27 protein-coding genes are annotated in these 25,008 nt (G+C 72.1%); 10 read left to right on the forward strand and 17 right to left on the reverse strand.

Annotated elements, in window-relative coordinates; genetic code table 11:
- The first annotated feature begins 111 nt into the window (after positions 1–111).
- Positions 112–1,506, forward strand: a complete 1,395-nt coding sequence (locus tag ACRYM6_RS13800; protein WP_432543517.1) for an FAD-binding oxidoreductase — start codon at positions 112–114, stop codon at positions 1,504–1,506.
- A gap of 24 nt (positions 1,507–1,530) precedes the next feature.
- Here ACRYM6_RS13800 and ACRYM6_RS13805 read toward each other — a convergent pair whose 3' ends face one another.
- From ACRYM6_RS13805 to ACRYM6_RS13820, 4 genes are read right to left on the reverse strand one after another with little or no spacing between them, the layout of a single operon-like run.
- Positions 1,531–2,352: a PhzF family phenazine biosynthesis protein gene (locus ACRYM6_RS13805; protein ID WP_432543457.1), complete on the reverse strand. Its 822-nt coding sequence runs from the start codon at positions 2,350–2,352 to the stop codon at positions 1,531–1,533.
- A 32-nt stretch (positions 2,353–2,384) separates the two neighbouring features.
- Positions 2,385–3,284, reverse strand: coding sequence for a carbohydrate ABC transporter permease (locus ACRYM6_RS13810; RefSeq protein WP_432543458.1), 900 nt, complete (start codon positions 3,282–3,284; stop codon positions 2,385–2,387).
- Entirely contained in the window at positions 3,281–4,270 is a 990-nt protein-coding gene (locus tag ACRYM6_RS13815; RefSeq protein ID WP_432543459.1) for a carbohydrate ABC transporter permease, read from the reverse strand. The genes ACRYM6_RS13810 and ACRYM6_RS13815 overlap by 4 nt, the downstream gene beginning before the upstream one ends.
- Complete coding sequence (locus ACRYM6_RS13820; RefSeq protein WP_432543460.1) at positions 4,270–5,592, reverse strand: ABC transporter substrate-binding protein; 1,323 nt, start codon at positions 5,590–5,592, stop codon at positions 4,270–4,272. Before ACRYM6_RS13820 ends, ACRYM6_RS13815 begins: the two co-directional genes overlap by 1 nt.
- 144 nt (positions 5,593–5,736) lie before the next feature.
- On the opposite strand from ACRYM6_RS13820, the gene ACRYM6_RS13825 reads away from it, so the two are divergent.
- Both ACRYM6_RS13825 and ACRYM6_RS13830 read left to right on the forward strand, forming a co-directional pair.
- Positions 5,737–6,786: a LacI family DNA-binding transcriptional regulator gene (locus ACRYM6_RS13825; protein ID WP_432543461.1), complete on the forward strand. Its 1,050-nt coding sequence runs from the start codon at positions 5,737–5,739 to the stop codon at positions 6,784–6,786.
- A 284-nt stretch (positions 6,787–7,070) separates the two neighbouring features.
- On the forward strand, positions 7,071–7,424 hold the full coding sequence (locus ACRYM6_RS13830; protein ID WP_432543462.1) for a hypothetical protein: 354 nt from the start codon (positions 7,071–7,073) through the stop codon (positions 7,422–7,424).
- Between the two features lie 5 nt (positions 7,425–7,429).
- Here ACRYM6_RS13830 and ACRYM6_RS13835 read toward each other — a convergent pair whose 3' ends face one another.
- On the reverse strand, positions 7,430–7,804 hold the full coding sequence (locus ACRYM6_RS13835; RefSeq protein WP_432543463.1) for a type II toxin-antitoxin system VapC family toxin: 375 nt from the start codon (positions 7,802–7,804) through the stop codon (positions 7,430–7,432).
- Positions 7,801–8,052 carry a type II toxin-antitoxin system Phd/YefM family antitoxin gene (locus tag ACRYM6_RS13840; RefSeq protein WP_432543464.1) on the reverse strand — a complete coding sequence of 84 codons (252 nt, stop codon included), beginning with the start codon at positions 8,050–8,052 and terminating at the stop codon, positions 7,801–7,803. Before ACRYM6_RS13840 ends, ACRYM6_RS13835 begins: the two co-directional genes overlap by 4 nt.
- A gap of 161 nt (positions 8,053–8,213) precedes the next feature.
- On the opposite strand from ACRYM6_RS13840, the gene ACRYM6_RS13845 reads away from it, so the two are divergent.
- Together ACRYM6_RS13845 and ACRYM6_RS13850 are read left to right on the forward strand one after the other, a co-directional pair.
- Entirely contained in the window at positions 8,214–8,555 is a 342-nt protein-coding gene (locus ACRYM6_RS13845; RefSeq protein WP_432543465.1) for a hypothetical protein, read from the forward strand.
- Positions 8,556–8,807: 252 nt separating this feature from the next.
- A complete protein-coding gene (locus ACRYM6_RS13850) occupies positions 8,808–9,014 on the forward strand; it encodes a hypothetical protein (protein ID WP_432543466.1) in 207 nt (68 codons plus the stop codon).
- Between the two features lie 136 nt (positions 9,015–9,150).
- Here the strand turns inward: ACRYM6_RS13850 and ACRYM6_RS13855 are convergent, their stop codons facing one another.
- On the reverse strand, positions 9,151–10,269 hold the full coding sequence (locus ACRYM6_RS13855; RefSeq protein WP_432543467.1) for a hypothetical protein: 1,119 nt from the start codon (positions 10,267–10,269) through the stop codon (positions 9,151–9,153).
- 238 nt (positions 10,270–10,507) lie between these two features.
- Between ACRYM6_RS13855 and ACRYM6_RS13860 the strand changes: the two genes are divergently transcribed.
- From ACRYM6_RS13860 to ACRYM6_RS13870, 3 genes are all read left to right on the forward strand, one after another.
- Positions 10,508–11,158, forward strand: coding sequence for a maleylpyruvate isomerase family mycothiol-dependent enzyme (locus ACRYM6_RS13860; protein WP_432543468.1), 651 nt, complete (start codon positions 10,508–10,510; stop codon positions 11,156–11,158).
- Between the two features lie 215 nt (positions 11,159–11,373).
- Positions 11,374–11,769 carry a hypothetical protein gene (locus tag ACRYM6_RS13865; RefSeq protein WP_432543469.1) on the forward strand — a complete coding sequence of 132 codons (396 nt, stop codon included), beginning with the start codon at positions 11,374–11,376 and terminating at the stop codon, positions 11,767–11,769.
- Positions 11,770–11,930: 161 nt separating this feature from the next.
- The gene (locus ACRYM6_RS13870) at positions 11,931–12,497 is read left to right on the forward strand and encodes a GNAT family N-acetyltransferase (protein WP_432543470.1); all 567 of its coding nucleotides are present in this window, start codon (positions 11,931–11,933) and stop codon (positions 12,495–12,497) included.
- A 282-nt stretch (positions 12,498–12,779) separates the two neighbouring features.
- On the opposite strand, the gene ACRYM6_RS13875 is transcribed toward ACRYM6_RS13870, so the two are convergent.
- The 4 genes from ACRYM6_RS13875 to ACRYM6_RS13890 form a co-directional block, all read right to left on the reverse strand.
- Positions 12,780–13,973: an erythromycin esterase family protein gene (locus ACRYM6_RS13875; RefSeq protein ID WP_432543471.1), complete on the reverse strand. Its 1,194-nt coding sequence runs from the start codon at positions 13,971–13,973 to the stop codon at positions 12,780–12,782.
- 164 nt (positions 13,974–14,137) lie between these two features.
- Positions 14,138–14,635, reverse strand: a complete 498-nt coding sequence (locus ACRYM6_RS13880) for a flavoprotein (RefSeq protein ID WP_432543472.1) — start codon at positions 14,633–14,635, stop codon at positions 14,138–14,140.
- Positions 14,636–14,880: 245 nt separating this feature from the next.
- Positions 14,881–15,303 (reverse strand): hypothetical protein, encoded by a 423-nt coding sequence (locus tag ACRYM6_RS13885; RefSeq protein WP_432543473.1) that lies wholly within the window; start codon positions 15,301–15,303, stop codon positions 14,881–14,883.
- Positions 15,304–15,807: 504 nt separating this feature from the next.
- The gene (locus ACRYM6_RS13890) at positions 15,808–16,476 is read right to left on the reverse strand and encodes a TetR/AcrR family transcriptional regulator (protein WP_432543474.1); all 669 of its coding nucleotides are present in this window, start codon (positions 16,474–16,476) and stop codon (positions 15,808–15,810) included.
- A 145-nt stretch (positions 16,477–16,621) separates the two neighbouring features.
- On the opposite strand from ACRYM6_RS13890, the gene ACRYM6_RS13895 reads away from it, so the two are divergent.
- Positions 16,622–17,302, forward strand: coding sequence for a GNAT family N-acetyltransferase (locus ACRYM6_RS13895; protein ID WP_432543475.1), 681 nt, complete (start codon positions 16,622–16,624; stop codon positions 17,300–17,302).
- A 30-nt stretch (positions 17,303–17,332) separates the two neighbouring features.
- Here the strand turns inward: ACRYM6_RS13895 and ACRYM6_RS13900 are convergent, their stop codons facing one another.
- Together ACRYM6_RS13900 and ACRYM6_RS13905 are read right to left on the reverse strand one after the other, a co-directional pair.
- Complete coding sequence (locus tag ACRYM6_RS13900; protein WP_432543476.1) at positions 17,333–18,355, reverse strand: LacI family DNA-binding transcriptional regulator; 1,023 nt, start codon at positions 18,353–18,355, stop codon at positions 17,333–17,335.
- A gap of 85 nt (positions 18,356–18,440) precedes the next feature.
- On the reverse strand, positions 18,441–19,637 hold the full coding sequence (locus ACRYM6_RS13905) for an endo-1,4-beta-xylanase (protein WP_432543477.1): 1,197 nt from the start codon (positions 19,635–19,637) through the stop codon (positions 18,441–18,443).
- A 222-nt stretch (positions 19,638–19,859) separates the two neighbouring features.
- Between ACRYM6_RS13905 and ACRYM6_RS13910 the strand changes: the two genes are divergently transcribed.
- On the forward strand, positions 19,860–20,660 hold the full coding sequence (locus ACRYM6_RS13910; RefSeq protein ID WP_432543478.1) for a hypothetical protein: 801 nt from the start codon (positions 19,860–19,862) through the stop codon (positions 20,658–20,660).
- Positions 20,661–21,120: 460 nt separating this feature from the next.
- Here ACRYM6_RS13910 and ACRYM6_RS13915 read toward each other — a convergent pair whose 3' ends face one another.
- The 4 genes from ACRYM6_RS13915 to ACRYM6_RS13930 form a co-directional block, all read right to left on the reverse strand.
- Complete coding sequence (locus tag ACRYM6_RS13915) at positions 21,121–22,527, reverse strand: TonB-dependent receptor (RefSeq protein WP_432543479.1); 1,407 nt, start codon at positions 22,525–22,527, stop codon at positions 21,121–21,123.
- Between the two features lie 87 nt (positions 22,528–22,614).
- Entirely contained in the window at positions 22,615–23,721 is a 1,107-nt protein-coding gene (locus ACRYM6_RS13920) for an alpha/beta hydrolase (protein WP_432543480.1), read from the reverse strand.
- A gap of 87 nt (positions 23,722–23,808) precedes the next feature.
- Positions 23,809–24,597: an SDR family oxidoreductase gene (locus ACRYM6_RS13925; RefSeq protein WP_432543481.1), complete on the reverse strand. Its 789-nt coding sequence runs from the start codon at positions 24,595–24,597 to the stop codon at positions 23,809–23,811.
- Between the two features lie 30 nt (positions 24,598–24,627).
- Positions 24,628–24,987, reverse strand: a complete 360-nt coding sequence (locus ACRYM6_RS13930; protein ID WP_432543482.1) for a nuclear transport factor 2 family protein — start codon at positions 24,985–24,987, stop codon at positions 24,628–24,630.
- Between the last annotated feature and the right edge of the window lie 21 nt (positions 24,988–25,008).

Below are 25,008 nucleotides of genomic sequence, written 5' to 3' on the forward strand. Positions count from 1 at the left end.
GCCGTTCGTGGGACCCCGTCCCGCTGTCCGCGCCGCTGCCCGCCCCGCGGTGCGGTCCGGGGGGCGGCGGCGCCCGGCGGTTAGGCTCGCCCCGTGGTGAGCATCCCTGGCCTGAAGTCCCGCGCGGTCCCCGACACCGACGGGCCCGCCCGTTCGTCCCGGCGCCTCACCGGGTGGGGGCGGACGGCCCCGACCACGGCCACGGTGCTGCGCACCGAGGACCTCGACGTCATCGCCGAGGCGGTCCGCACCGCCGGCCCGCGCGGCGTCATCGCCCGGGGCCTGGGCCGATCCTACGGCGACCCCGCCCAGAACGCGGGCGGTCTCGTCGTCGACATGACCGCGCTCAACCGCATCCACGACATCGACGTCGACGCCGCGGTCGCCGACGTCGACGCGGGCTGCTCGCTGGACAAGCTGCTGCGCGCCGTCGTCCCGCACGGCCTGTGGGTGCCCGTCCTGCCCGGGACGCGGCAGGTCACCGTCGGCGGCGCCATCGGCGCGGACATCCACGGCGGCAACCACCACACGCAGGGCACGTTCACCCGGCACGTCCTGTCCCTGGACCTGCTGACGGCCGACGGGCAGGTCCGCACCCTCACCCCGGACGGCCCCGACCGCGACCTGTTCCTGGCGACCACGGGCGGGATGGGCCTGACGGGCATCGTGCTGCGCGCGAGGATCCGCCTGGACCGCGTGGAGACGTCGTACTTCATCGCCGACGTCGAGCAGACGCCCGACTTCGACGACATGCTCGAGCGCCTGCAGACGAACGACGAGAAGTACACGTACTCCAAGACGTGGTTCGACTCGGTCACCAAGGGCAAGCACATGGGCCGCGGCTTCCTGCTGCGCGGCTCCTCGGCGAAGCTGTCGGACCTGCCGCCGGAGCTGCGCAAGGACCCGCTGAAGTTCGACGCCCCGCAGCTGGCGACCTTCCCGGACCTGTTCCCCTCCGGGATGCTGAACCGGCTGTCGGCGAAGGCGCTGAACGAGTTCTACTACCGGAAGTCGAAGACGAAGTCCGGTGTGGTGCAGAACATCACGCAGTTCTACCACCTGCTGGACCTGTTCGCGGACTGGAACCGGGCCTACGGCCCCAACGGGTTCCTGCAGTACCAGTTCGTCGTCCCCTTCGACCGGACCGACCTGCTGAAGTCGAGCATGGAGGCCATCGTCGAGTCCGGGCACATCTCCGCGCTGAACGTGCTCAAGCGGTTCGGCGACGCGAACGACGCCCCGCTGTCGTTCCCCACGCGCGGGTGGACGCTGGCCGTCGACCTGCCCGTGAAGGAGGGCCTGGGGCAGCTGTGCGACCTGCTCGACGAGATGGTCCTGGACGCGGGGGGCCGGCTGTACCTGGCGAAGGACTCGCGCACCACGGCCGACCGCTTCGCCCGCATGTACCCCGAGCTGCCCGCGTGGCGGAAGGTGCGCGACGAGGTGGACCCGGAGCGGAAGTTCGCCTCCGACCAGTCGCGCCGCCTCCAGCTCGTCACCGGCTGACCCCCCGCGACCGCGGGGCGCGGGTCAGGGGATGGGGACGGCCGAGCCCGTCACCACGATCCCGCCCCGCGCGGGGACGTCGACCGTGAGGACCCCGGGCCGGCCGACGTGGCGGCCCTGGTGGATCGTGACCGTCGCGGGGACCGGCACGAGGCCGAGGTCGCGCAGGTAGCCCCCGAGGGCCGCCGCGGCCGACCCGGTGGCCGGGTCCTCGGTGATCGACCCGACGGGGAAGACGTTGCGGGCCTCGAACTCCAGCGGGCCGCGGCGGTGGACGACCGTGAGGGTGGCGGGCCAGCCGTGGGTGTCCAGCACCCGCCGCGCCCGCTGCGGGTCGACCGTGAACGCGTCGAAGCGGGCGGCGTCGCGCACGACGAGCACGGGGTGCGGGTTCCCGGCGTTCGCGACGCGGGGCGGGTGCTGCCCGTCGAGGTCGTCGCGGTCCAGGCCGATCAGGTCGAGGACGTCGCGCAGGGCGTCGTCGGGCAGCGCGGTGACCACGGGGTCGACGCTGGTGAAGGACGCCCGGCCGGCGTCGACGACGATCTCGACCCGGCCGACGGGGGTGTCGAAGGAGTAGTCGCCGGGCCCGGACCGCTCCGCCAGGGCCACGGCCGTCGCGACGGTCGCGTGCCCGCAGAACGGGACCTCGGCGTGCGGGGAGAAGTAGCGCATCGCGACCGTGCGGCCGGTGCCGCCGACGACGAACGCGGTCTCGGCGTACCCGACCTCGGCGGCGACCGCCAGCATCTGCCCGGCGGTCGCCGTCCCGGCGTCGAGGACGACCCCGGCGGGGTTGCCCCCGGCGGGGTCGTCGGTGAAGGCGGCGTAGCGCAGGACGTCCACGCCGGGACCCTACTGCGCGGCCCCGTGGCGGGTCAGCCCTTGAGGGCGCCGGCGGCGATGTTGGCGATGAAGTGCCGCGACCCGATGAGGAAGATCCCGATGAGGGGCACGACGCTCACCACGGCCCCGGCCATGATCATCCCGTAGTCGGTGGTGTAGACGGAGTTCAGCTGGGCCAGCGCGGTCTGCAGGGTCTGCCGGCCCGGGTTCACCAGGACGACCAGCGGCCAGATGTAGTCGTTCCAGGCCGTCACGAAGGTGAAGATCCCCAGGAACGCCAGTCCACCGCGCAGCATCGGGATCGCGATGGACCACCAGGTCCGGAAGAACCCGGCCCCGTCCAGGGTGGCGGACTCGATGAGCTCGTCGGGGATCGACGCCTGGGCGAACTGCCGCAGCAGGAAGATGCCGAACGCGTTGGCCGCACCGGGGACGATGAGGGCCTGCAGCTCGCCCATCCAGCCCAGCTCGGACATGAGGACGAAGCTCGGCACGAGGGACAGGTTGCCCGGGACGAGGAACGTCACGAGGAGCACCGCGAACAGCGCGTTGCGCCCCGGGAACCGGTACTTGGCGAACGCGAACGCGGCCAGGGAGTCCAGCAGCACCACGAGCACGGCGAGCGAGCCGGCCACGATGAACGAGTTGAGCATCGCCCCGAGCAGGTCGATGTTGGAGACGACGTTGCGCAGGTTCTCCAGCAGGTGCGTGCTGGGCAGCAGGTTCGGCGGGTACCCGAAGATCTGCCCGGTGGTGCTGGTCGCCATGACGAGCAGCCAGTAGAACGGGAACAGCGACAGCAGGACACCGACGAGGATGCAGGCGTGCGTGACGACCCGGCCCAGGACCCACTGCCGGCTCCGGCGGGGTTTGACGACGGTGGGTCGTTCCCGGTTCGCCCGCGGGGTCCGGGTCAGTTCCGGCGCGCTCACTTCGCCACCTCCTTGGTGCGGCGCGACACCTTCGGGACCGCGTCGCGGTCCCGCAGCAGCCGCCAGTTGATGATGGCGAACACGGCGGCGAGGGCGAACAGGGCCCACGCGATCGCCGAGCCGTACCCGAAGTCGAGCTGGGAGAACGACTGGTCGTACTGGTAGAGCACGATGGTCATGCCGGCCTCGTCGACCCCGCCGACGGTGCCGTTGCCGTTGGCGGCGCCGAAGAGGATCTGCGGCTCGGTGAACAGCCCGAGGCCGCCGATGGTGGAGGTGATGACGGTGAACAGGATCACCGGGCGCAGCATGGGGATGGTGACGGAGAAGAACGTGCGCCAGAACCCGGCGCCGTCGACCTTCGCGGCGTCGTACAGCTCGTCGGGGACGGCCTGCAGCGCGGCCAGGTAGAGGATCGCGTTGTAGCCGGTCCAGCGCCAGATCACCATCGCGGCGATCGTGATCTTGATGCCCCAGTCGGTCGACAGCCACGCGACGGTCGGCAGGCCCAGGGCGGTCAGGGTGGAGTTGACGATGCCGAAGCTGTCGGAGAACACCGACCCGAAGACGATGGCCATGGCGACCATGCTGGTGACGTTCGGGATGAAGAAGGCGACCCGGTAGAAGCCCTTCATCCGGATGTTCTGGTGCAGCAGGAACGCCATGAGCAGCGCCAGGAACAGCATCGGCACCGTCGAGATCACCCAGATGATGAGGGTGTTCGAGACGGCGTTCCAGAACCGGGTGTCCTGCAGCAGGTAGGCGTACTGCTGGAGGCCGACGAACTTGATGTCGCCGATGCCGTCCCAGTCGGTGAACGACAGATACACCGAGAAGAGGATCGGGAACGCGCCGAAGACGAGGAACAGCAGGTAGAACGGCGAGACGGCCGCGTACTGGGGCCAGAACGACCGGAGCCCGCGGCGGTGCACGGCGACGCCGTCGGTGACCTGCCGGGACGCGGTGGGCCGCATCGTGAGCGCCATCAGATGACCCCTCGCTTCTTGAGGACCTTGTCCACGGCCGTGACCGCCTCGTCCCACGCCTGGTCGGGGTCCTTGCCTGCGGACTCCACGACGCGCAGCTGGTCGCGGAAGGCCTCGATCTGCTTCTCGTAGGTGCTGATGAACGTCGTGGGGACGTTCTCGGCGGCGGTGCTGAAGAACGCCAGCGGGTCCTGGTCGCCGAAGAAGCCGCCGGAGTCGGCCATGCCGGCGTCGAACGCGCCGGGGGCGGAGGGGAAGAGCTGGACCTCGTTGTAGGACTGCGCCTGGTTCTCCGGCAGGGTCAGCCAGCGGGCGAAGGCCAGCGCCGCCGCGGGGTCCTTCGACGTCTTGGGGACGGCGAGGAAGGACCCGCCGGAGTTGCCGGGCAGTCCCGGCTGCTGGGCGATGCGCCACTTCCCGGCGAGGTCGGGGGTGGTGTCGGAGGCGACCTTCATCCACCAGGCGCCCTCGATGTGGCCGCCGAGCTTGCCGGAGTTCCAGGCCGCGTTCTGCTCGTTCTCGACCTGGAGGTTGCGGGTCACCTTCGCCCGGACCGCCTTGACGGCGGTGTCCCACGCGGTCCGGATCGCGGACCCGGGTTCGTGATAGAGCGGCCGGTCGTCGGCGTCGAAGTAGCGTTCGGGGGAGGCGTTGACGTACTGGTTGAAGACCATGACGGCGTTGGCGATGAGGGCCACGTCGCTGGTCTCGCGCAGCTGCTGCCCGAAGGCGATCCAGTCGTCCCAGGTGCGGACGGCGGCCGAGACCTCCTCGGGTTCGGACGGCATCCCGGCCGCGGCGAAGAGGTCCGTCCGGTAGAAGAAGCCGGTGGGGCCGGTGTCCATCGGGAAGAACAGGAACCGGCCGCTGGGGGTGCGGCCGAGGTTCCACTTCCACTCGTAGTAGTCGTCCTTGTAGTCCTGCGCCCCGTAGTCGTCGAGGTCGACGAACTGGTCCTCGCTGGGGAAGTACAGGGCGGCGTTGGAGTTCACGGCGGTGAGGTCCGGGATGTACGCCTGGGCGGCGAAACCGGTGCGCAGCTTGTTGTCGAACGCGCCGCCGATGACGTCGGCACGCAGCCGCTTGGTGGTGCCGGGGATGCCGGCGGCGGCCGTCTCCAGGAGGCTGGGGGCCATCGACCGGTTCCAGTACCAGAGCACCAGTTCGCCCGGGTCGCTGGAGATGGACGTCCCCGAGCCGCAGCCGGTGAGCCCGGCGGCCAGGGGGATGCCGGCGGCACCGGCGACCCCGGCCCGCAGGAACGCGCGCCGGGAGTGGGAACGGCCGGGGGAGTTCCCCGGCGAGGACGACGTGACGTGCAACCGGACCAGCCCACTCTCTTCGTCGAGACCGTCGAGCCGAGCTTCCGTGAGCGCTCACGGAGTGCTAGGACGGTGCCACCGGCGACGGTGGCTGTCAAGGCGCGCGATGATGCGTGTCGCGTCGTCGGGAGGAGCGGGGTCGGTGTGAGGGCAGCAGGGGACGACCGGCAGGACGACCGGCCGGCCGGTGTCGCGGTGCGCCGCGCGCGCCGGCCCGCGCGGGTCGGGGTGACCATCGAGGACGTCGCGGCGGCCGCGGGGGTCTCGCGGCAGACGGTGACCCGTGCGATGAACGACATGGAGGGCATCAGCGTCGCGACCAAGACCCGCGTCCTGGCCGCCGCGAAGGAGCTGAACTACCGGCCGTCGCGGTTCGGCCGGGGGCTGGCCCGGGCCGCCCACGACACCCTCGGCCTCGTCGTGTCCGACCTCGCGAACCCGTACTACCCCGAGTTCGCCGCCGCCACGGTCCGCTACGCCGGTGAGCTGGGCTGGAACGTCGTGCTCGTCGACACCCTGCACGCCCAGGACGACCTGCGGGTCCTGGCGGACCTGGCCCGGCAGGTCGACGCCGTCATCGGCTACCTCGGGTCCCGCGAGCGGTGGGCGGACGCGCTGTCGGGCATGACGGTCGTCGCGGTCGACCCGGCGCCCGACGGGCTGCTGCCGGGCACGCACGCCGTCCGGCTCGACCCCCGCGCGGCGCTGCGCGAGGCCGCGGCGCACCTCGCCGCGACCGGGGTGCGCACGGCCGTCGTCCTCGACGGGGGCCGCCGCGCGGTGAGCGAGCGCGGTCGGCTCATCGCCGCGGCGCTGCGCGCCCGGGGGGTGGAGGTCGGGTTCGCGCAGGCCGGCGACCAGGACGTCGAGGCGGCCCGCGCCGCGACCCGCGGGCTCATCGCGCGCGGGCTGCCGGACGCGGTGTTCGCCTGGAACGACATCCTCGCCGTCGGTGCGCTGTCCACGCTCACCGAGCACGGCGTGTCCGTGCCCGGCGACGTGCGGCTCGCCGGGATCGACGGGCTCTCGCTCGGGACGTTCGTCACCCCCCAGCTGACGACCCTGGCCGTCGACATGCACGAGGTGGCCCGGCAGGCCGTCGACCTGGCCGTGGAGGCGCTGCGCAGCCCGCCGGGCCCGGCCCCGCAGACGCGCCGGGTCGAGCACGTGTTCGTGCCGCGCGGCAGCGCCTGAGCGGGGGCGGGTGTGGTGCACCCGGACGTCGGTGACGGTTCTGCACCAGGACATCGGTGACACTCCCAGCCGTCCTGGTGGTGACACTCCCCGGTCCTCCGAGCCCGCCCTGCTGCCCTCAGACGGCCAGCGCGCAGCGCAGACCTCCCCTGCACCTGGTGACCCGAACGCGGTGAGCGCGGAGGCCGACGGGCGACCACGGCCCGGCGAGCAGCACCAGCGGAGCCGTCAGCGGCTCACTGCACCGCCCCGACGTCGCGGTCACGGACGTCGCGGTCGTGTCGATGACCACGCTGTCGCGTTCGCGCGAGGAGCGCTGCACCGGACCGTTGCCGCCACGCTGCCCGGCAGGGAGCATCGACGCCATGAGCTTGGAGACGTGGTGGCCCCACCTGAAGCAGGACTCTCGCGACTGGCTCATCGCCCACAACGGGGAGGCGATCACCCAGTCCGTCGTGCGGGACATCGAGCGAGTAGCCGGCCGCGTACCCGCGCAGGCGTGGTGGGTGGGCGAGGTCGGACCCGATGGTCTGCAACTGTCCGATGCAGCCGTCGACTGGATCGAGGAAGCAGCCAACGAGGATCCCCAGCAGGACAGCGCGACGTCACGGTCATGGCGCTGTCGTGGGCGTCGATGACCGGCTCACAGGAGCCGGACGTCGTAGTCGCTGAAGCGTCGATCGACGCTGAGCAGTCGCAGCCCGCGCCGGGAGGCCTGCGCGATGAGCACGCGGTCGAAGGGGTCGTCGTGGTGGCGCGGCAGGGCGCCGGCGGCCAGGCCGTCGTCCACGGTGATCGGCAACTCGGTGAACCCCTGCTGCTGCAACTCCTCGCGCAGACCGTCCGGGGCGGTCAGCTTGCCCAGCGCAGCCTTGATCGACATCTCCCACGCTGAAGCCGCGGAGACGAACACCTCGTTCTCGCCGTCGGCCACGGCAACTCGCATGCGCTCGGGCAGTCGTTCGTCATCGCTCAGCCACCACAGCAGGACGTGGGTGTCGAGCAGCAGAGCCGTCACGGGTGCGGCTCGACGTCGCCCTCGCCGAAGGCGGCCACCAGGTCCTCGGAGGTGTCGTCGAAGTCGTCGGCGATGACCACTCGCCCCTTCCACGCCCCCGGACGACGCGTTCCGCGCGAGCGGGCAGGCACCAGGCGGGCCACGGGCTTGCCCGAACGGGCGATCACCACGTCCTCGCCCCGTTCGACCGCTTCGAGCAGGCGTGACAGGTGCGTCTTCGCCTCGTGCACGTTCACCGTCTGCGTCACGGCTCCACGATAAGGACTAAGTCGGACTAAGTCCACGTGCGCACGGGGTGTCGGCCGCAGCCGCGACCTCACGGTCATCCCGCGTTGAGCGTGATCGTCAGCGGCCAGCGACATCGCGCTCATGCCGAAGAGCGCGCTGCGACCGGTGCAAGAGTGAAGCCGTGAGCGACACCGCCCGAGGCACCGGCCAGCCCGGAGCGCGCCTGAGCTTCCTGGCGCGACCCCACTGGGTGAACGCCCTGCTGCTCAGACTCGCCGCCAGGCCGTACCTGCGCCTGGAGGGCAGCGAGCATGCCCTGGCGTGGGGTCGCACCAGCGTCTTCCCCCTCGAGCCGGGTCAGCACACGCTCGAAGCGTTCTGGCGCTACCGCGGCACCCGGGCCCCCCTGGGCGCCGGCACCCTGCAGGTACGGGTGCAGCAGGGCGACGAAGTCCTCGTCGAAGCCCGCAACGGCCCGTTGAACCACCAGCCGCTGCAGCTGCGACGACGGCCCGCTCCCTGAAGCGAGCTGTCCGCGCCGCTCGATTCACCGTCGACCTCGGGATCATGTCGCGCTACGCGCGACGTCACGGTCATCCCGCGGGGCGCATAGGAACCAGGCACCGGCTCGCGCCAGCGTGCACCTGCCTGCACCAGGTACCACCCTGATCCCATGGCGCGCGAACAGCTCTCACCAGCCGCCGGAGCCGGACGACACCGCCAGCGGGCACGCCCAGCGCCCCGGCACGGGGCTTGGGTCCTTGCCGACTGCCTCATGGCCCTGCTGTGGCTGCCGGTGCTTCCCCTGCTCTACCTCACCCTGCCGGGCTGGCTCGTGGTCCCCTTCGCCCTCGTGGCCCTTTGGAGTGTGGTGCGCGCCTACCGACAGGTCTGGCTGTGGACGCAGGACCAGCGTTACCAGCATGACCACTACCAGCACGACCACCACCAGCGCGAGCACGAGCGACACGTCCGCGTCTGAGCGCAAGCCCCCAGGTGGCGAAGAGAGCACCCCGGCCCCTCACACCGCCACGTCCGCGCCAGGCGCTACGGCATCACCGGCCGACTTCCCGGTCATCCCGCGATCCGAGCGCTCTTGGCTCCAGATGATCTTGCGGTCATGACGAGATGCGAGTGGTCGCAGAGCGCGACGCCCGCCAGCGCTGTCGCTCGTCGCGCTGCGGGCCGACTGAGGTAGGAGGACCCGCTGCGGTCACCGCACCCGGAGCCTTAGCCCGCCGACGAGGTGTGGGGGCGATGTCTTCCCACTGCCGCGATACCGCCATCTGCAGGTAGGCGTCGTTCTCGGCCACCGCCACATCGGCAAGGACCGGCCCCTTGCCCGTCGCTAGATCCACCCCGCTCAACCGCAGCCGGGTACCCCGCTGCCGCTGCACCAGCACCCGGTCATCGGGCAGCAGCCCCAGGATCTGCGCCTGGCGCGGCGGGTCGCCCCGCGGCCCGTTCAGCCACGCCGGCTTCTCCTGCCGCCCGTCGCCCAGGTGCAGGATCCGTTGGTAGTCCTCGTTCACGATCACCAGCCGTTGGCTGTCCGGCGACCAGGACGCCGACCCGCCCAGGTGCACCGACTCCCGACTTCTCGAAGGTTCGACCTGCAGCACTGTCTCCAGCGTCGCGGCGTCCAGCACCAGCAGCGCCTCACAGGAGGCTCCTGGCGGCTGCATCCAGAGCGCCACCAGCCGGCCATCAGGGGACCACTGCAGTTGGGCGTCGCGCTGGCTGGAGCGCATGTAGGCACGCTCGAACACTCGTTGCGCGCTGACCGCGAGGTCCGGCCCGCGCAGCACCGACACGGTGATCCGTCCCACCTCGGCGGTCGCGTAGGTGTCTGCGACGGCCAGGTCTCGCTCATTCGGGGCCAGGCCGTAGTGCAGCTGCTGGGTGCGTCCGCGCCGGGTGAACGGTGTCGGCCGCTGCCGGCCGGTGGCGACGTCGATCAGGACCAGCCGCTCCTCCGTGCGCGGTGTGTAGCGGCGCCCATCGGTGGTGTTCTCGCCGTCGGCGGGGACCCGGCCCAGCAGGGTCTGCCCGGAGGGACTGAGGAACAATGAGTTCAGGTTCGGTCCCGGTCCGGCCTCGAGCGGGTGCAGGTCCGCCAGCAGCCGCCAGGCGATGCCCTCGCCGGTCTCGAGCAGCAGCTGCGGGGTGCGGTTGTGCAGGTCGGGGTTGTTGACGCGCAAGCTGGCCACAGCGAAAGCGCTGATCGGACCCCTCATCACAGGCTCCTCCGCCTCGACGTCAGGTCCACGGTACGCACGGTGCGTCGACCCTTCGGCGCACCGACGAACTACCGGTCATCCCGCGGTGCGCGCGGAGCGCACCGTCACCCCGCAGACCAGCAGGTCGCCTCACGCCCAGCGAGGCAGACCCGCCCAAGATCGTCGACAACCGATGACTTCCGCTCCGGCTCGGAGTCGGCCAAGTTGAAGATCACCCACCTGATCGGAGACCCACGTGCTCGACGCCGTCCCCACCACGACGGACCTGTGGTCGGCCACCCACACCGAACGCGCCGCCCTGGCCCAGGACCTGGCCGACCTCACCGCAGAGCAGTGGGCCACGCCCTCCCTGTGCACGCGATGGACCGTCGAAGACGTCCTAGCCCACCTCAGCGCGGCGGCCAGCACCGGCAGGATGCGCTGGCTGCGCAGCATGCTCACCACCCGCTTCGACGCCGGCGTGCACAACCAGCGCCGACTTCGCGAGCAGCGGGGCCCCACTCCGGCCGCGACCTTGGACCGCTTCACGACCCTCATCACCAGTACCACTGCCCCGATGGGGCCGGTCGCGGCGTGGCTGGGGGAAGTCGTCGTCCACGCCCAGGACATCCGCCGTCCCTTGGGGATTGCGAGCACACCCCCCGTGTCGACGCTCACCGCCGTGGCGCGCTTCTACGCCGCTCGCGACTTCGCGGTCAACAGCCGCACCGCGGTCCAGGGCCTCTTACTGCAAGCCAGCGACGGGCCCTTCACCGCCGGCCAGGGACCACTGGTGAGCGGATCGACCTTGGCCCTGATCATGGCCATGGCTGGGCGTAGCGACTTCTACAGGGAGCTGAGCGGACCCGGCCTCGAGGTGCTGCAGTCGCGATCCGCGCCCTTGTGAGCTCACGGCGTGGAAGTCGATGACTTCACGGTCATCCCGCGATCCGAGCGGTCATGGCCCTCGATGATCTTGCGGTCATGTCGATGTCCGGACGCAAGGACCCACGGCCTCGCCATCGACGTCCGTGCTCCAGGCCAGTGGAACGCTGCACGAGCACGCTACGTCGAAGGCCCATGAGACCCCGCTGGTGGCTGCCTCTCGGCTGCGGACTGCTGGTGCTGCTGTCGGGCTGCAGCCTGGAATCGAAGTCCTGCTCGACCGCAGGCGGAGCCAGCGGGGTGCTCTTTGAGGCCTCAGCCCTGCCCACTACCGCTCCACTGCCCTGGCAGGCCACATTCTGCGCCGACGACGTCTGCCACGACGGCGTGGTCGACGACTACGACAGCATCTGGTTCGACGCCGAGAACGACCAGCTGGGCACCGATCCCGTCACCGCCCACCTGAAGGTGGTGGCCGCTGACGGTGCGGTCCTGGCGGACTCCACCACGGAACTGACGACCAGCCGGCACGACGTTAACGGGAACGGCTGCGGGCCGATCGTCTGGAGAGCCGGTGCCGTCGTGGGAGCAGACGGCACCCTCACTGCTGCACCCACCGGTGAACAGCCCTAGCAGCCTGGTCTACGCCGATCGGGCATCGCTCGGTCATGACGCGTTGTGCGCGCTGCCGCTGGCCGCCGGCGACTTCGCGGTCGTGGCGAAAGCGAGTGATCCTCGGCCGATCTCTTGGCAGCCTCGCTCACGGTGCACACCCGTCCGAACGAGGAGTCCGAATGACGCTTCAAGCCGACCATGACGTCCTCCAGGAACCCTTCGCGGTTCTGCGTGACGAGGTCGTCATGCTCCACTGCTTGCGGCTGCAGGACGCAGCAGCTCACCTCGCAGGAGAGGACGAAGACCAGGTGCGCTGGCTCAACGAGGGGCATCACTCCACGCTCGAGCGCGTGACTGCCTGGATCGGTGAGAACCACGGCGAGTGGACCAACGACGGTCCCCGCCGTCACTTCGGCATCTTCGATGAAGCGACAAGAGCGCTGGTAGGAGGCGTGGAGGCCAACCTTGGCCTGCTCGACGGTGCTCCGGAGCGGGTCAACCTCTCCTACGCCATCTTCCCTGCCTGGCGAGGACGGGGGCTGGCCGCACGAGCAGTGCTGCTCGTGTGCGACTGGCTCGCGACCAGCACCCCGGCCCGAACAGCAGTCGTCCGCATCGAGCCGGGCAACGATCACTCACACCGCGTGGCGATGGCCGGCGGCTTCACCAAGACCGGTGTCGTCCTCGCCGACGACGTGGAGTTCGTCTGCTACGAGAAGCCGCTGAAGGACAGAACGCCCGGGTGATCCAGAGCGCCGGGACGGCTCACGGCCCTTCCGGTCATCCCGCGTTGTGCGTGATCGCCAGCGGCCGGCGACGTCGCGATCGTGACGATGTCCGGGTGGAAGCCGGGGGGCATGGATCACCTGCACGTCCCTGCGGATCGGGACGCGGCACCGCGCTGCGCAGGCGCCGCCGGCGGCGGTGCTCCCTGCGATTCGAAGCAGCGACGCCCTTCCAACGATCACCGCGTGACCGAAGACCCGGGGTGCGTCCTAGGACCGCCTCTTCACGATGTAGGCCGTCGGCTACCGCCGGAAGGGAGGTCTCCAGTCCCCCTCCGGGAGGGGGGTCGTCGGGGTGACGGTGGGCACGAAGGCCAGCGCGTCGAGATCCTCCCCCGGGCAGCAGGTGTCGTGCTGCCACCTCCAGGTAAGGGTGCTGACGAGCGAGCCCGCGGTGCGCACCGGCCACGCGCGGGAGAGATCAGCGGGGGCCGGGCCCACCGCTGTCGCAGCAGCGGCGAGGTCCAGCACGTACGTTCCCCCGCCGCCGGCCTCCTCGAGCACCGACTCCAAGGTCCCCCGCCCCGGGCCGGGCCAGCGCACGACCTCAGGCGCCGCGCTCACGCGGCCGAACGGCCTGCGCGTGTAAGCCCGGAAGCTCCCGCTGCCTGCGAACACCCCCAGCGCCCAGTACCGCGGCCCCAGCGCCTCGGCCAGGTGCTGCCCCATCGACCGGACCCGCCCCCCGCCGTACGGCCGCTTGGCGACGTGGGCGTTGTGGGCCCACACCGCCACCCGGGCACCCGGAGCCTGCACCAGGCGCAGAACGCGCTCAGCCATGAGCGCATCCCGCGCGGCCACTGCCGCGAAGCCCGCCTCACCCGAGGCGAGGCGGGCGGCATCCCCAAGCGCGGCGAAGGCGCAAACCTCCTCCTCGGTGTCCAGATGCGCGGTGATGTCCCGCAGCAGGTGCGCCGCGCCGGACGGCAGCGCGTCGCCGACCCTCATCAGCGACAGGATGTCGAGGAGCCTGGTGCTCGCCGCATCAAGCGTGCCGGCCCGTTGCAGAGCGGCGCGGACCATTTCCGCGGAAGCGGTGGGCAGTTGCGGGTCCACACCGACGAAGGCGACCGGGGAAGCACCGCTGTCGTTGTGGGCCCGCAGCGCGTGCAGCAGATCACGCACCTCCTCGGTGCGCCACGTCCAGAACCCGATGTCCAGCAGGAGCGAGTCGTCCCACGCCCGCCTGCCGGCCACGTACTCCCCGAGCGGTAGGCACCGGTCAGTGGACGCCTCCATCGCCACGTGCGTCAGCCCGCCTGCCCGGGCCGCTTCCACGATGAGGCGCGACTTCAGGGCGAACACCTCCCGGCTGCCGTGATTCGGCTCACCCAGAGCCAGGACCCGCCTCGTGTGGTCGCGGTCGGCCGGCTCAGCGCCGGAGGTCGACGCCCTCTCGCGAGCCGTCTGCATCCAACGGGTGAGCGCGGCGTCCATGTCGGCACGCTAGCCCGGTCGCCGTGGTCCGTGACCGAGCGAAGGACCCGACCGCGGAGCAGCCGCATCTTGATACGCGAGTCCGAGAGGTGGGTCAGCAACCTGTACCTCGGAGTGCTCCAGCTCAGCACGCCGATCGACCACACGTCCGGTCATCCCGCTGGCTAGGACGTCGATGACCCCGCGACCGCGCTCGTGTCGATGACCGTCTGCCACCACGTGCTGAAGTCCTCGGAGTCCTCGTTGCCCGCTCGTGGCCACACCAGGTGGACCCCGTAGGAAGTGAGCCGACGTCGGTTCTCCGCGGTCACAGGGTGGCTCAACAAGGCGGTGTTCATCGAAGGCGCCACCACCACCGGGTTCCCGGCCCCGATCGCTTCTGCAGCCACTGCCGTCACCAGCGTGTCCGAGATCCCGCTCGCCAGCTTGTTCACCGTGTTAAAGGTCGCCGGCGCCACGCAGACCGTGGAGCGCTCTTCAGGCAGGGGTTCCCCGGCGTTCAGGAGCGGTCTCCCGATCGATGCCTCGACGGCGTCTTGATCGAGCCACGACAAGGCGCTGTCCGAGGCGCCGACCCAGAGGCCAGCGCCTCGTTCGCGGGCTAGGCGGAGTCCGTGGTCCAGTGACCGCAGCGGGCGTGAAGCGCTCACGAGCAGCGTCAACGTGAATGCTGGAGGTGGTGCATCGCCCGACGGGTTCATGAACGACCACGTTGGCACACCGCTGCCCAGGCGGGTGGCGCGATGCGCCGTGGACGGCGCGGGACCGACCGGTGACTTTACGGTCATCCCGCGGGGCGCGCGGGCGCACGGTCATCCCGCGGGGCGCGCGGGCGCACGGTCATCCCGCGGTGCGCGCGGGCGCACGGTCATCCCGCGGTGCGCGCGGGCGCACGGTCATCCCGCGATCAGGTGCGGCCTCGAAGGTGCCGCTTGCGGATGCGGAAGTCCGCCAACGCTCCGATCGTGGCGACCTTGGTGTTCAGGACGGGGCAGACCCAGATCCCCTGGTCGTCATGCTCGCGTGCAACCAGTGGGTGCCGGTCGGGGTGGTGCGGGCACGCCGGCCACGACGCCGGCCGCTCGAGCTTCCACAACGCCTCCACCGCCCACTCCTGCACCTGTTCAGCCAGGGCGAGCACCTGTGCCGTGAACGGCTGCCCGGTCTGGACCCACACACCTGTGCCGGTGCTGTCGGGGCTGTGCAGCCAGCAGCCGGCGGCCCCGGGGTAGTCCTGCCACTCGCGGTCGTCCACGGTCGGCACGACTCCGCTGGCGACCTGCAGGTCCGCTAGCAACGGCGCCAACGCTGCGTCCAGCTCGGGGTGCACGCGACCAGCATGGCGATCATGGACCACAGGGCGCCACCGACCTCGCGGTCATCCCGCGAGCCGTGCGACGCACGGTCGTCGCGCCCTCAGCGTGGCGGTGCCTGGCCCGGACGCACCACGGCCGCCGGGCTGTTCGGCCCGGCGGCCGTGGACGTGTGGTGGTCGATCCGGCAGTCGCCTCTCGGCGAGAGGCCGCTCGAAGCGGCTGGAGGTGAGGCCCGGGGACGTGCAGCAGATCGACCACCCTCTGCAAGTCGATGACGAGCAGCAGCATTCTCAGCGTCACCGCGCTCCAGTGCTGCGACTGTCACCGGAGTCCTGACACGTCGACTGTCGCCGATGTCCTGGGACACCACACCTGAGCAGGGTCGGGTCACGGGCACCGGTGGCCGTCGCCCTGCGGTCGGGGCGCCGCGTCCGGAGTCGCCGGGTGGTCCTGTCCCGCAGCGGTTCCGCCCGCTCCGGGACTCGGGGGAGGCAGCCGCGGCCCCCCGGTCCCCGGCGTCACGAACCGGCGGTGGCCGGCCTCCCGTCGCGGTGTGCGCCCACCACGGCCAACGCGCTCACGGCCTGCGCGGCGACGGCGATGGCCGACCGGGCGCTGCGGTCGTCGCGGTCGGCGAGCCAGGTGGTGGCGACGCCGGCGCCGAGGGCGACCAGGTAGGCGGCCAGGTCCTCCAGGTCGACGGTCCAGGTGAGGCCGCGCTCGAGGGACCACGCCTGGAGGTCGGCGCACGTCCTGGCGCGGTACTGGCGCTGTTCCCACTCGCTCAGCGACGCCGCCGCGTCGACCCTCTGGTGGGCCAGCGACAGTTCGTTCAGGGCGAGGTGGTAGTCGGGGTTCCGCTGGACGAGGTGGAGCTGGGCCGTCAGGGCCGCCTGCAGGGCCGTGGCCACGTCGCTGCACGCCCGCATGGCGTCGGCCACCGAGGCCAGGGTGCTGGAGACCTCGCGTTCGAGGAGGGCGCTGAACAGTTCCTGCTTGGAACCGAAGGTGTAGTGGAAGACCCCGTGGGGAACCCCGGCCTGCTCGGTGACCGCCCGGGTCGTGAGGCCCTTCACGCCCCGGCCCGACACCACCTCGACCGCTGCGTCCAGCAGTTGCTCGCGTCGTTCCCGAGCGGACCGGTGCGTCTGCCTGACCGGTCGGTCGCCCGTCTGCTTCTCGCCCATGCGTCGTCCTCCGTGGTGGTGGGGGGACGGTAACGAAGACGGTCCGGCCGGGCCAACCGGCCGAGCCGTCACCCGACCGGACTTGGCCACTTGACCTGGCCAACTGGCCAGGTTTTACTGGGGGCACCTCGACGAAGGGATCCCCGTGCTGACCATCCACCCCGCCTCCGCGGCCGACGCGCCCGCCGCCGCCGCCGTGCTGGCCGAAGCGTTCGACGGCGACCGCGTGGTGAGCGCGGTGACGGCGCGCCGGGCGACCGGCCGCGGCCGCCTCGACGCGCTGTTCCTCGCCCTGCTGCGCAGCAGCACCCTGGCCGGCGGCGGCGTGGACCTGGCCCGCACCCCCGACGGCTCCGTCGCGGGGGTGGCCGTCTGGCAACCGCCGGGCGCCGGTCACGGCCCGCTGGACCTGGCCCGGCAGGCGGGGCAGCTCCCGCTGTTCTGGAGCGCGCTGGGACTGCGGGGACTGCTCAGCGCCGCGCGCGCGCAAGCGGTCCTGGCCTCGCACCGGCCGTTCGCCGCCCACTGGTACCTCGCCCAGATCGGCGTGCGCGCGCGAGCCCGGGGCCTGGGGGTGGGGTCGGCGCTGCTGACCTCCCGGCTGGACCGGATCGACCGCGCCGGCGAGGCCGCCTACCTCGAAGCCTCCAGCCCGGACAACCGCCGCCTCTACGAGCGTCACGGCTTCCAGGCCGTCGGCCCGGTGCGCGGGCTGGGAGGCGCCCGGCCGACCGCCATGTGGCGGCCGGCGGGGGCGGGGCGCCGCCTCGACGCACCCGCGCCGGGTCCTCGCCCCGCCGAGGGCGGCCCGGTGGTGGTGGGCTGAGCGGGACGACCGCTGGTCGTCCCCGGCGGTTCAGCCGGCCCGCGGCGGGGCGGTGCTGTCGCGCACGACGAGGGTCGTGGCCAGTTCGACCCGGGGGTTGGCGGGTTCCTCGCCGGCGCCCACCGCCAGCACCGTGCGGGCGGCCAGCGCGCCCATCTGGACCAGCGGCTGGTGCACGGTCGTCAGCGGCGGCGAGGCCCACGCGGCCAGGGTGAGGTCGTCGAACCCGACCACGCTGACGTCCTCGGGCACGCGCAGACCGGCGCGGCGCACCGCCTCGTAGACGCCCAGGGCGATCTGGTCGCTGGCGGCGAACACGGCCGTGGGCGGGTCGGGCAGGGCGAGCAGGGCGGTGCCCTCGCGCAGCCCGGACTCCTGGTAGAAGTCGCCCTCGCGCACCAGGCCGGGGTCGACGACCAGGCCGGCCGACTCCAGGCCGGCGCGGTAGCCGCCCAGGCGGGCGCGGCTGCACAGCATCCCGGTCGGGCCGCTGACGTGCGCCACGCGCCGGTGCCCCAGCCGCACGAGGTGCTCGGTGGCGCTCAGCCCACCGGCCCAGTTCGTCGCCCCCACCGAGGGCGCCCCCTCGACCGGTCCACCGGTCGGGTCGACGACCACGACCGGCACCGTCGCCTCCAGCAGTTCCCGCGCGAGGGCGGGGGCCAGGGAGGAGGCGACGAGCACGACCCCGTCGCTGGCCCGGGTGCGCAGGTTCCCCAGCCAGCGCCGCGCGGAGGTGGTGCGCCGGTGCACGGCGGAGACGACGGTGCCGATCCCGGCCGCGTGGGCGACGTCCTCCACCCCGCGGATGATCTCCACCGCCCACGGGGAGTCGAGGTCGTCGAAGACGAGGTCGAGCAGACCGGCGCGCGCGACCGTCCGGGGGCGCTGCGGTCTGCGGTAGTCGTGCCGTCGCAGCAGTTCCTCGACCCGCTCACGGGTCGCCGCCGCCACGTCGCCGCGACCGTTGACCACCCGGGAGACGGTCGGCACGGAGACCCCCGCCTCGCGGGCGATCTCCGTGATCGTCACGCTGCGCCCGGACTCGCCCACCGGTGCCCCCTCTCCTCAGGTGATCACCCTAGGGCGCGGGCCCGTGCGGCACGCCCCGGTGCGGACCGGGGCGTGCCGCGGGTCGTCAGCGGCCGCCGGTCCGGGCGGCGCGCAACGCCGACTGCAGCGCGTAGTAGGCGGGCTTGCGCTCGTAGTCGTCGGTCATGACCGTCGCCGAACCCTCCGAGGCGAAGAAGACCGGGACCCAGGAGTACTTGTCGGTGAACCCCCAGATGGTGAAGGAGTTGCACTCCTCCACGCCCAGGCACGCCTGCAGCGCCCGGCGGTAGTAGTCGGCCTGCTGCGCCTGCTGGGCGCTGGTCGGGACCCCGTTCTCGGGCAGCACCATCCGGACGTCGAGCTCGGTGACGGCGGTCTCCAGGCCCAGCGCGTCGAAGCGCTGCAGGTTCGCCTGCAGGTCGCCGGGGAACCCGTACTGGGTGCTGAGGTGCCCCTGGATCGCGAACCCGTCGACGGGGACGCCCTCGGCCTTGAGGTCCTGGATGAGGTCGTAGTAGTAGGTGCTCTTGGCGTTGATCCCCTCGACGCCGTAGTCGTTGAAGAACAGCTTCGCCTGCGGGTCCGCCTCGTGGGCCCAGCGGAACGCGTCGGCGATGATCCCCTCGCCCAGGCGGGTGATCCAGATGTTCCCGCCCTCGCTCGTCGGTCCGACGCGCAGCCCGCTGCCGTCGTCCCTGACGATCTCGTTGGCGACGTCCCACTGCTGGACGCGGCCCGCGTAGCGCCCGACGACCGTCTGGATGTGCTCCTTGAGGATCGCGCGCAGTTCGGCGTCGGTGAAGTCCCCCTGTTCCAGCCACTCCGGGTTCTGGCTGTGCCAGAACAGGGTGTGCCCGCGCACGACCTGGTGGTTCTCCTGCGCGAAGCGGACGATGGCGTCCATCGGGTAGAAGTTGTAGAAGTCCCGGCGGGGGTGGATGTACTCCCACTTGGCCTGGTTCTCCGGGGACAGCGAGCTGAACTCCGCGGCCATGCGGTCGCGGTACTCCACGTCGTAGGCGAAGGGGTCGGCGTAGTCCTGCTCGGCGTGGTGGCCGCCGCCGGCGACGGCCGTGCCCACGAAGAGGTCGCGGGGAGCCGAACGGCGCAGGGTGTCCTGGCCGCCGTGACGCTGGGCGGCCTGGGCCTGCCCCTTCTCGGCGGCGGGGCGGGGGGCCGCCGCGGCCGGGGTCGACGCCGCGAGCGCCAGCAGCGTCGGCGCGAGGGCGAGCCCGACGAGACGTCGGGCGGTGGTGGTGGGGGACTTCCGGTGCAGACGCATCTGTCGCCTTCCGAGGGCTTCGTCGCCAGGGCAGCCGGCTTCCGGAAGACTTCCGGAAGCCGTGGGGGGACCTTAAGGATCCTGTGAGCGGTCAGTCAAGACTGGTGACGGTCCGCGAGCGCGGTGAGGGCCGTCCTCCCGGTCCCCGACGCGTACGGGATGCGCCGGGGCCCGGCGCGTGGTGTGGTTCCCCGCGCACGCAGGTACCGAGGAGGAGACGACATGGGACTGCTGGACCGCTTGTTCGGGCGCCGCCGGGGCGACGCGGCGCACGTCCCCCACCCGGCGCCGCAGCACCCCCCGTGCCCCCCGCCGGCGCCCGCCGGCCGCGGGGGTCCCGCCCCGCAGGACCCGGACCGCGCGGCGGTCGAGCGGTACCGCTACATGCTGCGCACGGCGCCGCCGGACCAGGTGGAGGAGGCGCACGCCGAGGCGTTCGCGCGGCTCACCCCCGAGCAGCGCCGGCAGGTCCTGCAGCAGCTGTCCGCCGTCGTCCCGGCCTCCGAGCGCGACGCGGACGACCCCCGGAGCCTGGCCCGGGCCGCCACCCGCGCCGAGGTGCGGCAGCCGGGGACGCTGGTGCAGGTCTTCAACGGCCCCGCCGGCCCCGGGGGCGGGTACGGCGGTGGCTACGGCGGGGGTTACGGCGGCGGGTACGGCGGCGGGTTCGGACGGGGCTTCGGAGGCGGCTTCGGCGGGGGCATGGGCCTGGGCGGGACGCTGCTCACGAGCGTCGCGGGCGCCTTCGTCGGCACGGCCATCGCCGACGCGCTGATCCCCGACGACTTCGGCAACGAGCACTGGGGCGACGACCAGGCGTACGAGGCCGGCGAGGAACAGGGGTACGACCAGGGGTACGACCAGGGGTACGAGGCCGCCGAGACCGGTGACGCCGCCGACGCCGGGTACGCCGACGCCGGCTACGACGGTGGGGGTTTCGACGGTGGGGGTTTCGACGGTGGGGGTTTCGACGGTGGGGGTTTCGACGACGGGGGTTTCGACGGCGGCGACCTCGACGTCTGAGGGGACGCGGTCACCGTCACCACCGGTCTGGTCCGGTGCGTCCGTCGCGGCCCCGCTGTCAGTGCTTCGTCAGGTCGGCACGAGGGGGCCGATCCCCAACGGTCGTCAGCCCCGCTGGTCGAGTTCGTCGGGCACCTCCGGCGCCAGACGCCACGTCGGCTGGTGACCCAGCCCGTCGGGGACGTCTGCTCGTCTGCGCTGCCACCGGGCGGCGTGGATGTCGTCGTGGCACGACCCGGACGCCTCGATCCGGACGGGCACCTGGCCGGCGCCCGGTTTCCGGGTCGTCGCGGTCGACGACCTCGAGCGGAGCGGTGGACGAGGTGACGACGGCTGCCTCCACCGCGAGGACGCCTCGATGTCCGGTGCGTGAGCCCTGCGGGACCCGCAGGACCCGCCCGTCACGATGCCCCGCCGGAACCCCTGGAGGGGCGAAGGCCCGCCGGAGCGTCGTCCCCGCTCAGTCGTCCCGGCGCTTGTACCCGAAGAACCCCCGCTTGACGATCGTCGACGCGACCTCCTCGGGCACCATGGATTCCCAGCTGTCGTCCCCGGCCGCGATGCGGCGCAGGACGTCGCGGCTCAGGATCGGCAGGTACTCGGGCCGGTAGTTGTCCAGGTGGACGAAGCTGCCGCGGCGGGCGAGGTAGTCGAACAGCGGTTGCAGGTCCGGTGCGACCTGCAGGTCCTCCACGGTGACCGTGGCGCCGGTTCCCTGGTCCTGCATGGGGTAGACGAACAGCTTCAGGTCGTTCTTGAACAGCCGGCCGAAGCTCTCCAGGATCCCGCCCTGCATGTGCGTGTGGTTGTCCTCGTCGAAGAGGTTCAGCAGGCTGGGAACGCCCATGACGATGCCGATGCGCTCCTTGGTGCGACGCTGGAGGTACTCGGCGAGGCGGTTGTACTCGTAGTAGTCCGTGATGACCGTTGTCATGCCGCACGCCCCGAGCAGGTCTGCGCGGGCCAGGAAGTCGCGGCGGTCGACCTTGTCCCCGGCTGCCCGGAGGTTCCGCATGGTGAGTTCGGTCAGGGCGAGGATCGGGGCGCCCCCGGCGCCGTCCTGCGCGAACTTCTCCGCGGCGGAGGTGAGCATGTCGATGTTGACGACCGTCGGGGGGCGGAAACTGCCGCGCTCGACGAGGACCGCGTGCTTCCGCAGTGCCTCGGAGGGTTGCAGCACCTCCCCGTCGGGACCGAACATCGCCACCCCCGACAAGCCCAGCTGCACCAGTTGCAAGGCCATCACCCGGTTGTCGACGTGACGGAACTCGATGCCGCGGAACTGGATGACGTCGATCTCGATGCGTCCGGTGGACAACCGGTCCAGCAGGCTGGCCACGACCTGGTCCGGCTCGTGGCGCTCGAAGAACGCCGCGTGCAGCAGGTTCACCCCGACGATGCCCAGCGCCTCCTGCTGCAGCCCCGCGTCGTCGTCGAGCATCCGCACGTGCAGCACGATCTGGCTGGGTTCGTCGTTGGGGTGGGCCTGGAACCGCACGCCCATCCAGCCGTGGCACTCGTTGCCGCCGCGGTAGCTGCGGGCGACGACGGTGTCGGCGAAGGCGAAGAAGCAGGTGTCGTCGCCGCGCGCCTCGCTGAGGCGCTCGACGTTGAGGGAGAGCTCGTGCTGCAGCATCGCCTGCAGCCGCCCGAGGGAGACGTAGCGGTCGGACTTGCCGTACACGGCGTCGCTGACGGCCATGTCGTAGGCCGACATCGACTTCGCCACGGTGCCGGCGGCCCCGCCTGCCCGGAAGAACCAGCGCGCCACCTCCTGACCCGCACCGATCTCGGCGATCGTCCCGTACCAGCGGGGATCGAGGTTGATCCGCAGGGCCTTCTGCAACGTGTCGGCGGCGATCTCCATGCGGGTGTCCTCCAGGTGACGGCAACGTCCGAGCTCCCATCCTGGGGGACCCGGTCACGGCCTGTCACCTCGTGAGCCGCCTCGACCTCACCGGGCGCGGCAGGGGTCCGGCAGCGCGGCGGGGTCGGCACCTGCCGGGCACGGGTCGGAGGTCGGCAGCACTGACGAGCCCAGCGCCAGGGTGGCGCCCAGCAGACGGCGCAACCACGCCGCACGGGCGGCGATCGCGTCCTTCGAGAGCGCCGCGGCCGGGGCCACGACGTCGAACCCGTGGAAACCGCCGGGCCAGACGTGCAGCTCGCCACGGCCACCGGCCTGCCACAGGCGGCCGGCGAACGCGACGTCCTCGTCCCGGAACGTCTCGGCCGAGCCGACGTCGACGAAGGTGGGCGGCAGCCCGGACAGGTCCGCGGCGCGGGCCGGCGCGGCGTACGCGGGCACGTCCGGCCCGCCGCGCACGCCCTCGCCGAGCAGCGCGTCCCAGCCGGTCCGGTTGGAGCGGCTGTCCCAGACGCCGAGGCCGCGCATCTGGTGCGCCGAGGGCGAGTCGCCGCGGTCGTCGAGCATGGGGCTCAGCAGCATCTGTCCCGCGATCGCCGGGCCGCCGCGGTCACGGGCCAGGAGGGCGACGCCCGCGGCCAGTCCGCCACCGGCGCTCATCCCGGCGACGACCACGCGCCCGGGGTCGACGCCGAGTTCACCGGCGTGCTCCGACAGCCAGCGCAGGCCGGCGTAGCTGTCCTCGACGGGACCGGGGTGGGGGGTTTCGGGGGCGAGCCGGTACTCGACCGAGACCACCGCCATCCCCAGCGGTGCGGCCAGGTCCAGCACCTCGGGCAGGCCGAACCGGTTGTCGCCGACGATCATCCCGCCGCCGTGGATGAAGTAGAGCGCCGGGACCGGCGCACCCGCGCGCCGCGGCAGGCAGAGGAGCAGGGGCACGTCCGGGGCCCCGTCCGGGCCGGGCACGGTCCTCTCCTCCACGCGGTAGGCGCCGTCGCGCGACAGCGCGTCGTCGGTCGGGGCCGGTACGCCGGGGACGGGCCGGCGCATCTCGGCGATGGTGTCCGGGCGGTACGCGTCCGGGGGGCGGGCGCTCGTCAGCACGTCCAGGACGGGGACGAGCTCGGGGTCGAAGGGGGGCGGCGGTCCGACCGGCTGGGCGGTGGACGGGTCGGTGACGTTCCTGGTCACGGGGCTCCTCGTCGTCGGCGGGTCTGCGGCGGGTCTGCGGGTGGAGTGCGGACGGGGCGGCGACGGTCTCGCCGCCGCCCCGCCGGGTCAGACGGTCGGGACCGTGCCGCCGTCGATGACGTACTCGGCGCCCACGATCGCGCCGGCGCGGTCGGAGACGAGGAAACCGACCAGGTCGGCGATCTCCTCCGGTCGCGCGAACCGTCCCAGCGGAACCCCGCCGAGGGAGTCGAAGACGCTCTGCTTCGCGGCCTCACGGGTGAGCCCGTTGCCCTCGGCGATCCGGTCCACGAACCGCTCGTAGGCCTCGGTCTCGATGCCGCCGGGGCTGATCGCGTTGACCCGCACCCCGCGCGGTGCGAGTTCGTTGGCGAGGCCCTTGCTGTAGGTGCGCAGCGCCGCCTTGGCCGCCGCGTACGCCAGGGACGCTTCGTGCAGGGGCAGTTCCCGCTGGATCGAGGTGAAGTGCAGCACCACGCCCGAGCCCGCTCCCACCATCGCCGGCAGCAGCGCCCGGTCCAGGCGCACCGCGCCCAGGAGGTTCAGGCCGATCTCGGTCAGCCACTGCTCCTCGGTGATGACCGCGAACCCGCCCGGGGGCGTCGAGGCGCCCCCGACGACGTGCACGAGGACGTCGAGCGGCCCGGCGGCCTCGGCGACGCGGTCCGCCACGAGCTGCGCGCCCTCGACGGTCGCGGTGTCCGCCGCGATGAACCGGTCGGGGCGCTCGTACCCGTCGGGCATCGTCCGGGCCGTCGTCCACACGTCGGCGCCCATCTCCCGCAGGCGGGCCACGACGGCCTTCCCCGTCCCCTTGGAGCCACCCGTGACGAGCGCGCGGCGGCCGTCGAGGCGGTCACGTTCGTTGCTGGACATTCTCCCTCTTCCCCTGGTGCCGGTTCTGGTTCAGGCGTCGTGGTTGGCGATGACGAGTTCGGTGATGAGGCCACCGCGCAGCGCGAACCGGTAGTCGAGCTCGGCGACGCCGCCGGGGAAGGTGCCCTCGAGCCGCAGGACCACCACCCAGTGGTCGTCGTCGACGCGGCGGGCCCCGACCTGCTCGGTCGTGTACTCGAACTCGGAGCCGGCGTCGTGCAGGAAGGCGTGGACCTGCTCGCGGCCGCGGAAGGTCTGGTCCTGGTCGACGACCACCGGGTCCGGCGCGAGGAACGCCGAGGCCGTGTCGGCGTCGTGGACGGTGCTGGCGGCGAGGAACTCCCGGACGGTGCTCGGGAGGGTGTCGGAACGGGGTTCGGTGCGTGTCATGCCGTCACCGTGGAGCCTCGC

The sequence above is a fragment of the Kineococcus rugosus genome, assembly GCF_050871975.1.
Classification (GTDB): domain Bacteria; phylum Actinomycetota; class Actinomycetes; order Actinomycetales; family Kineococcaceae; genus Kineococcus.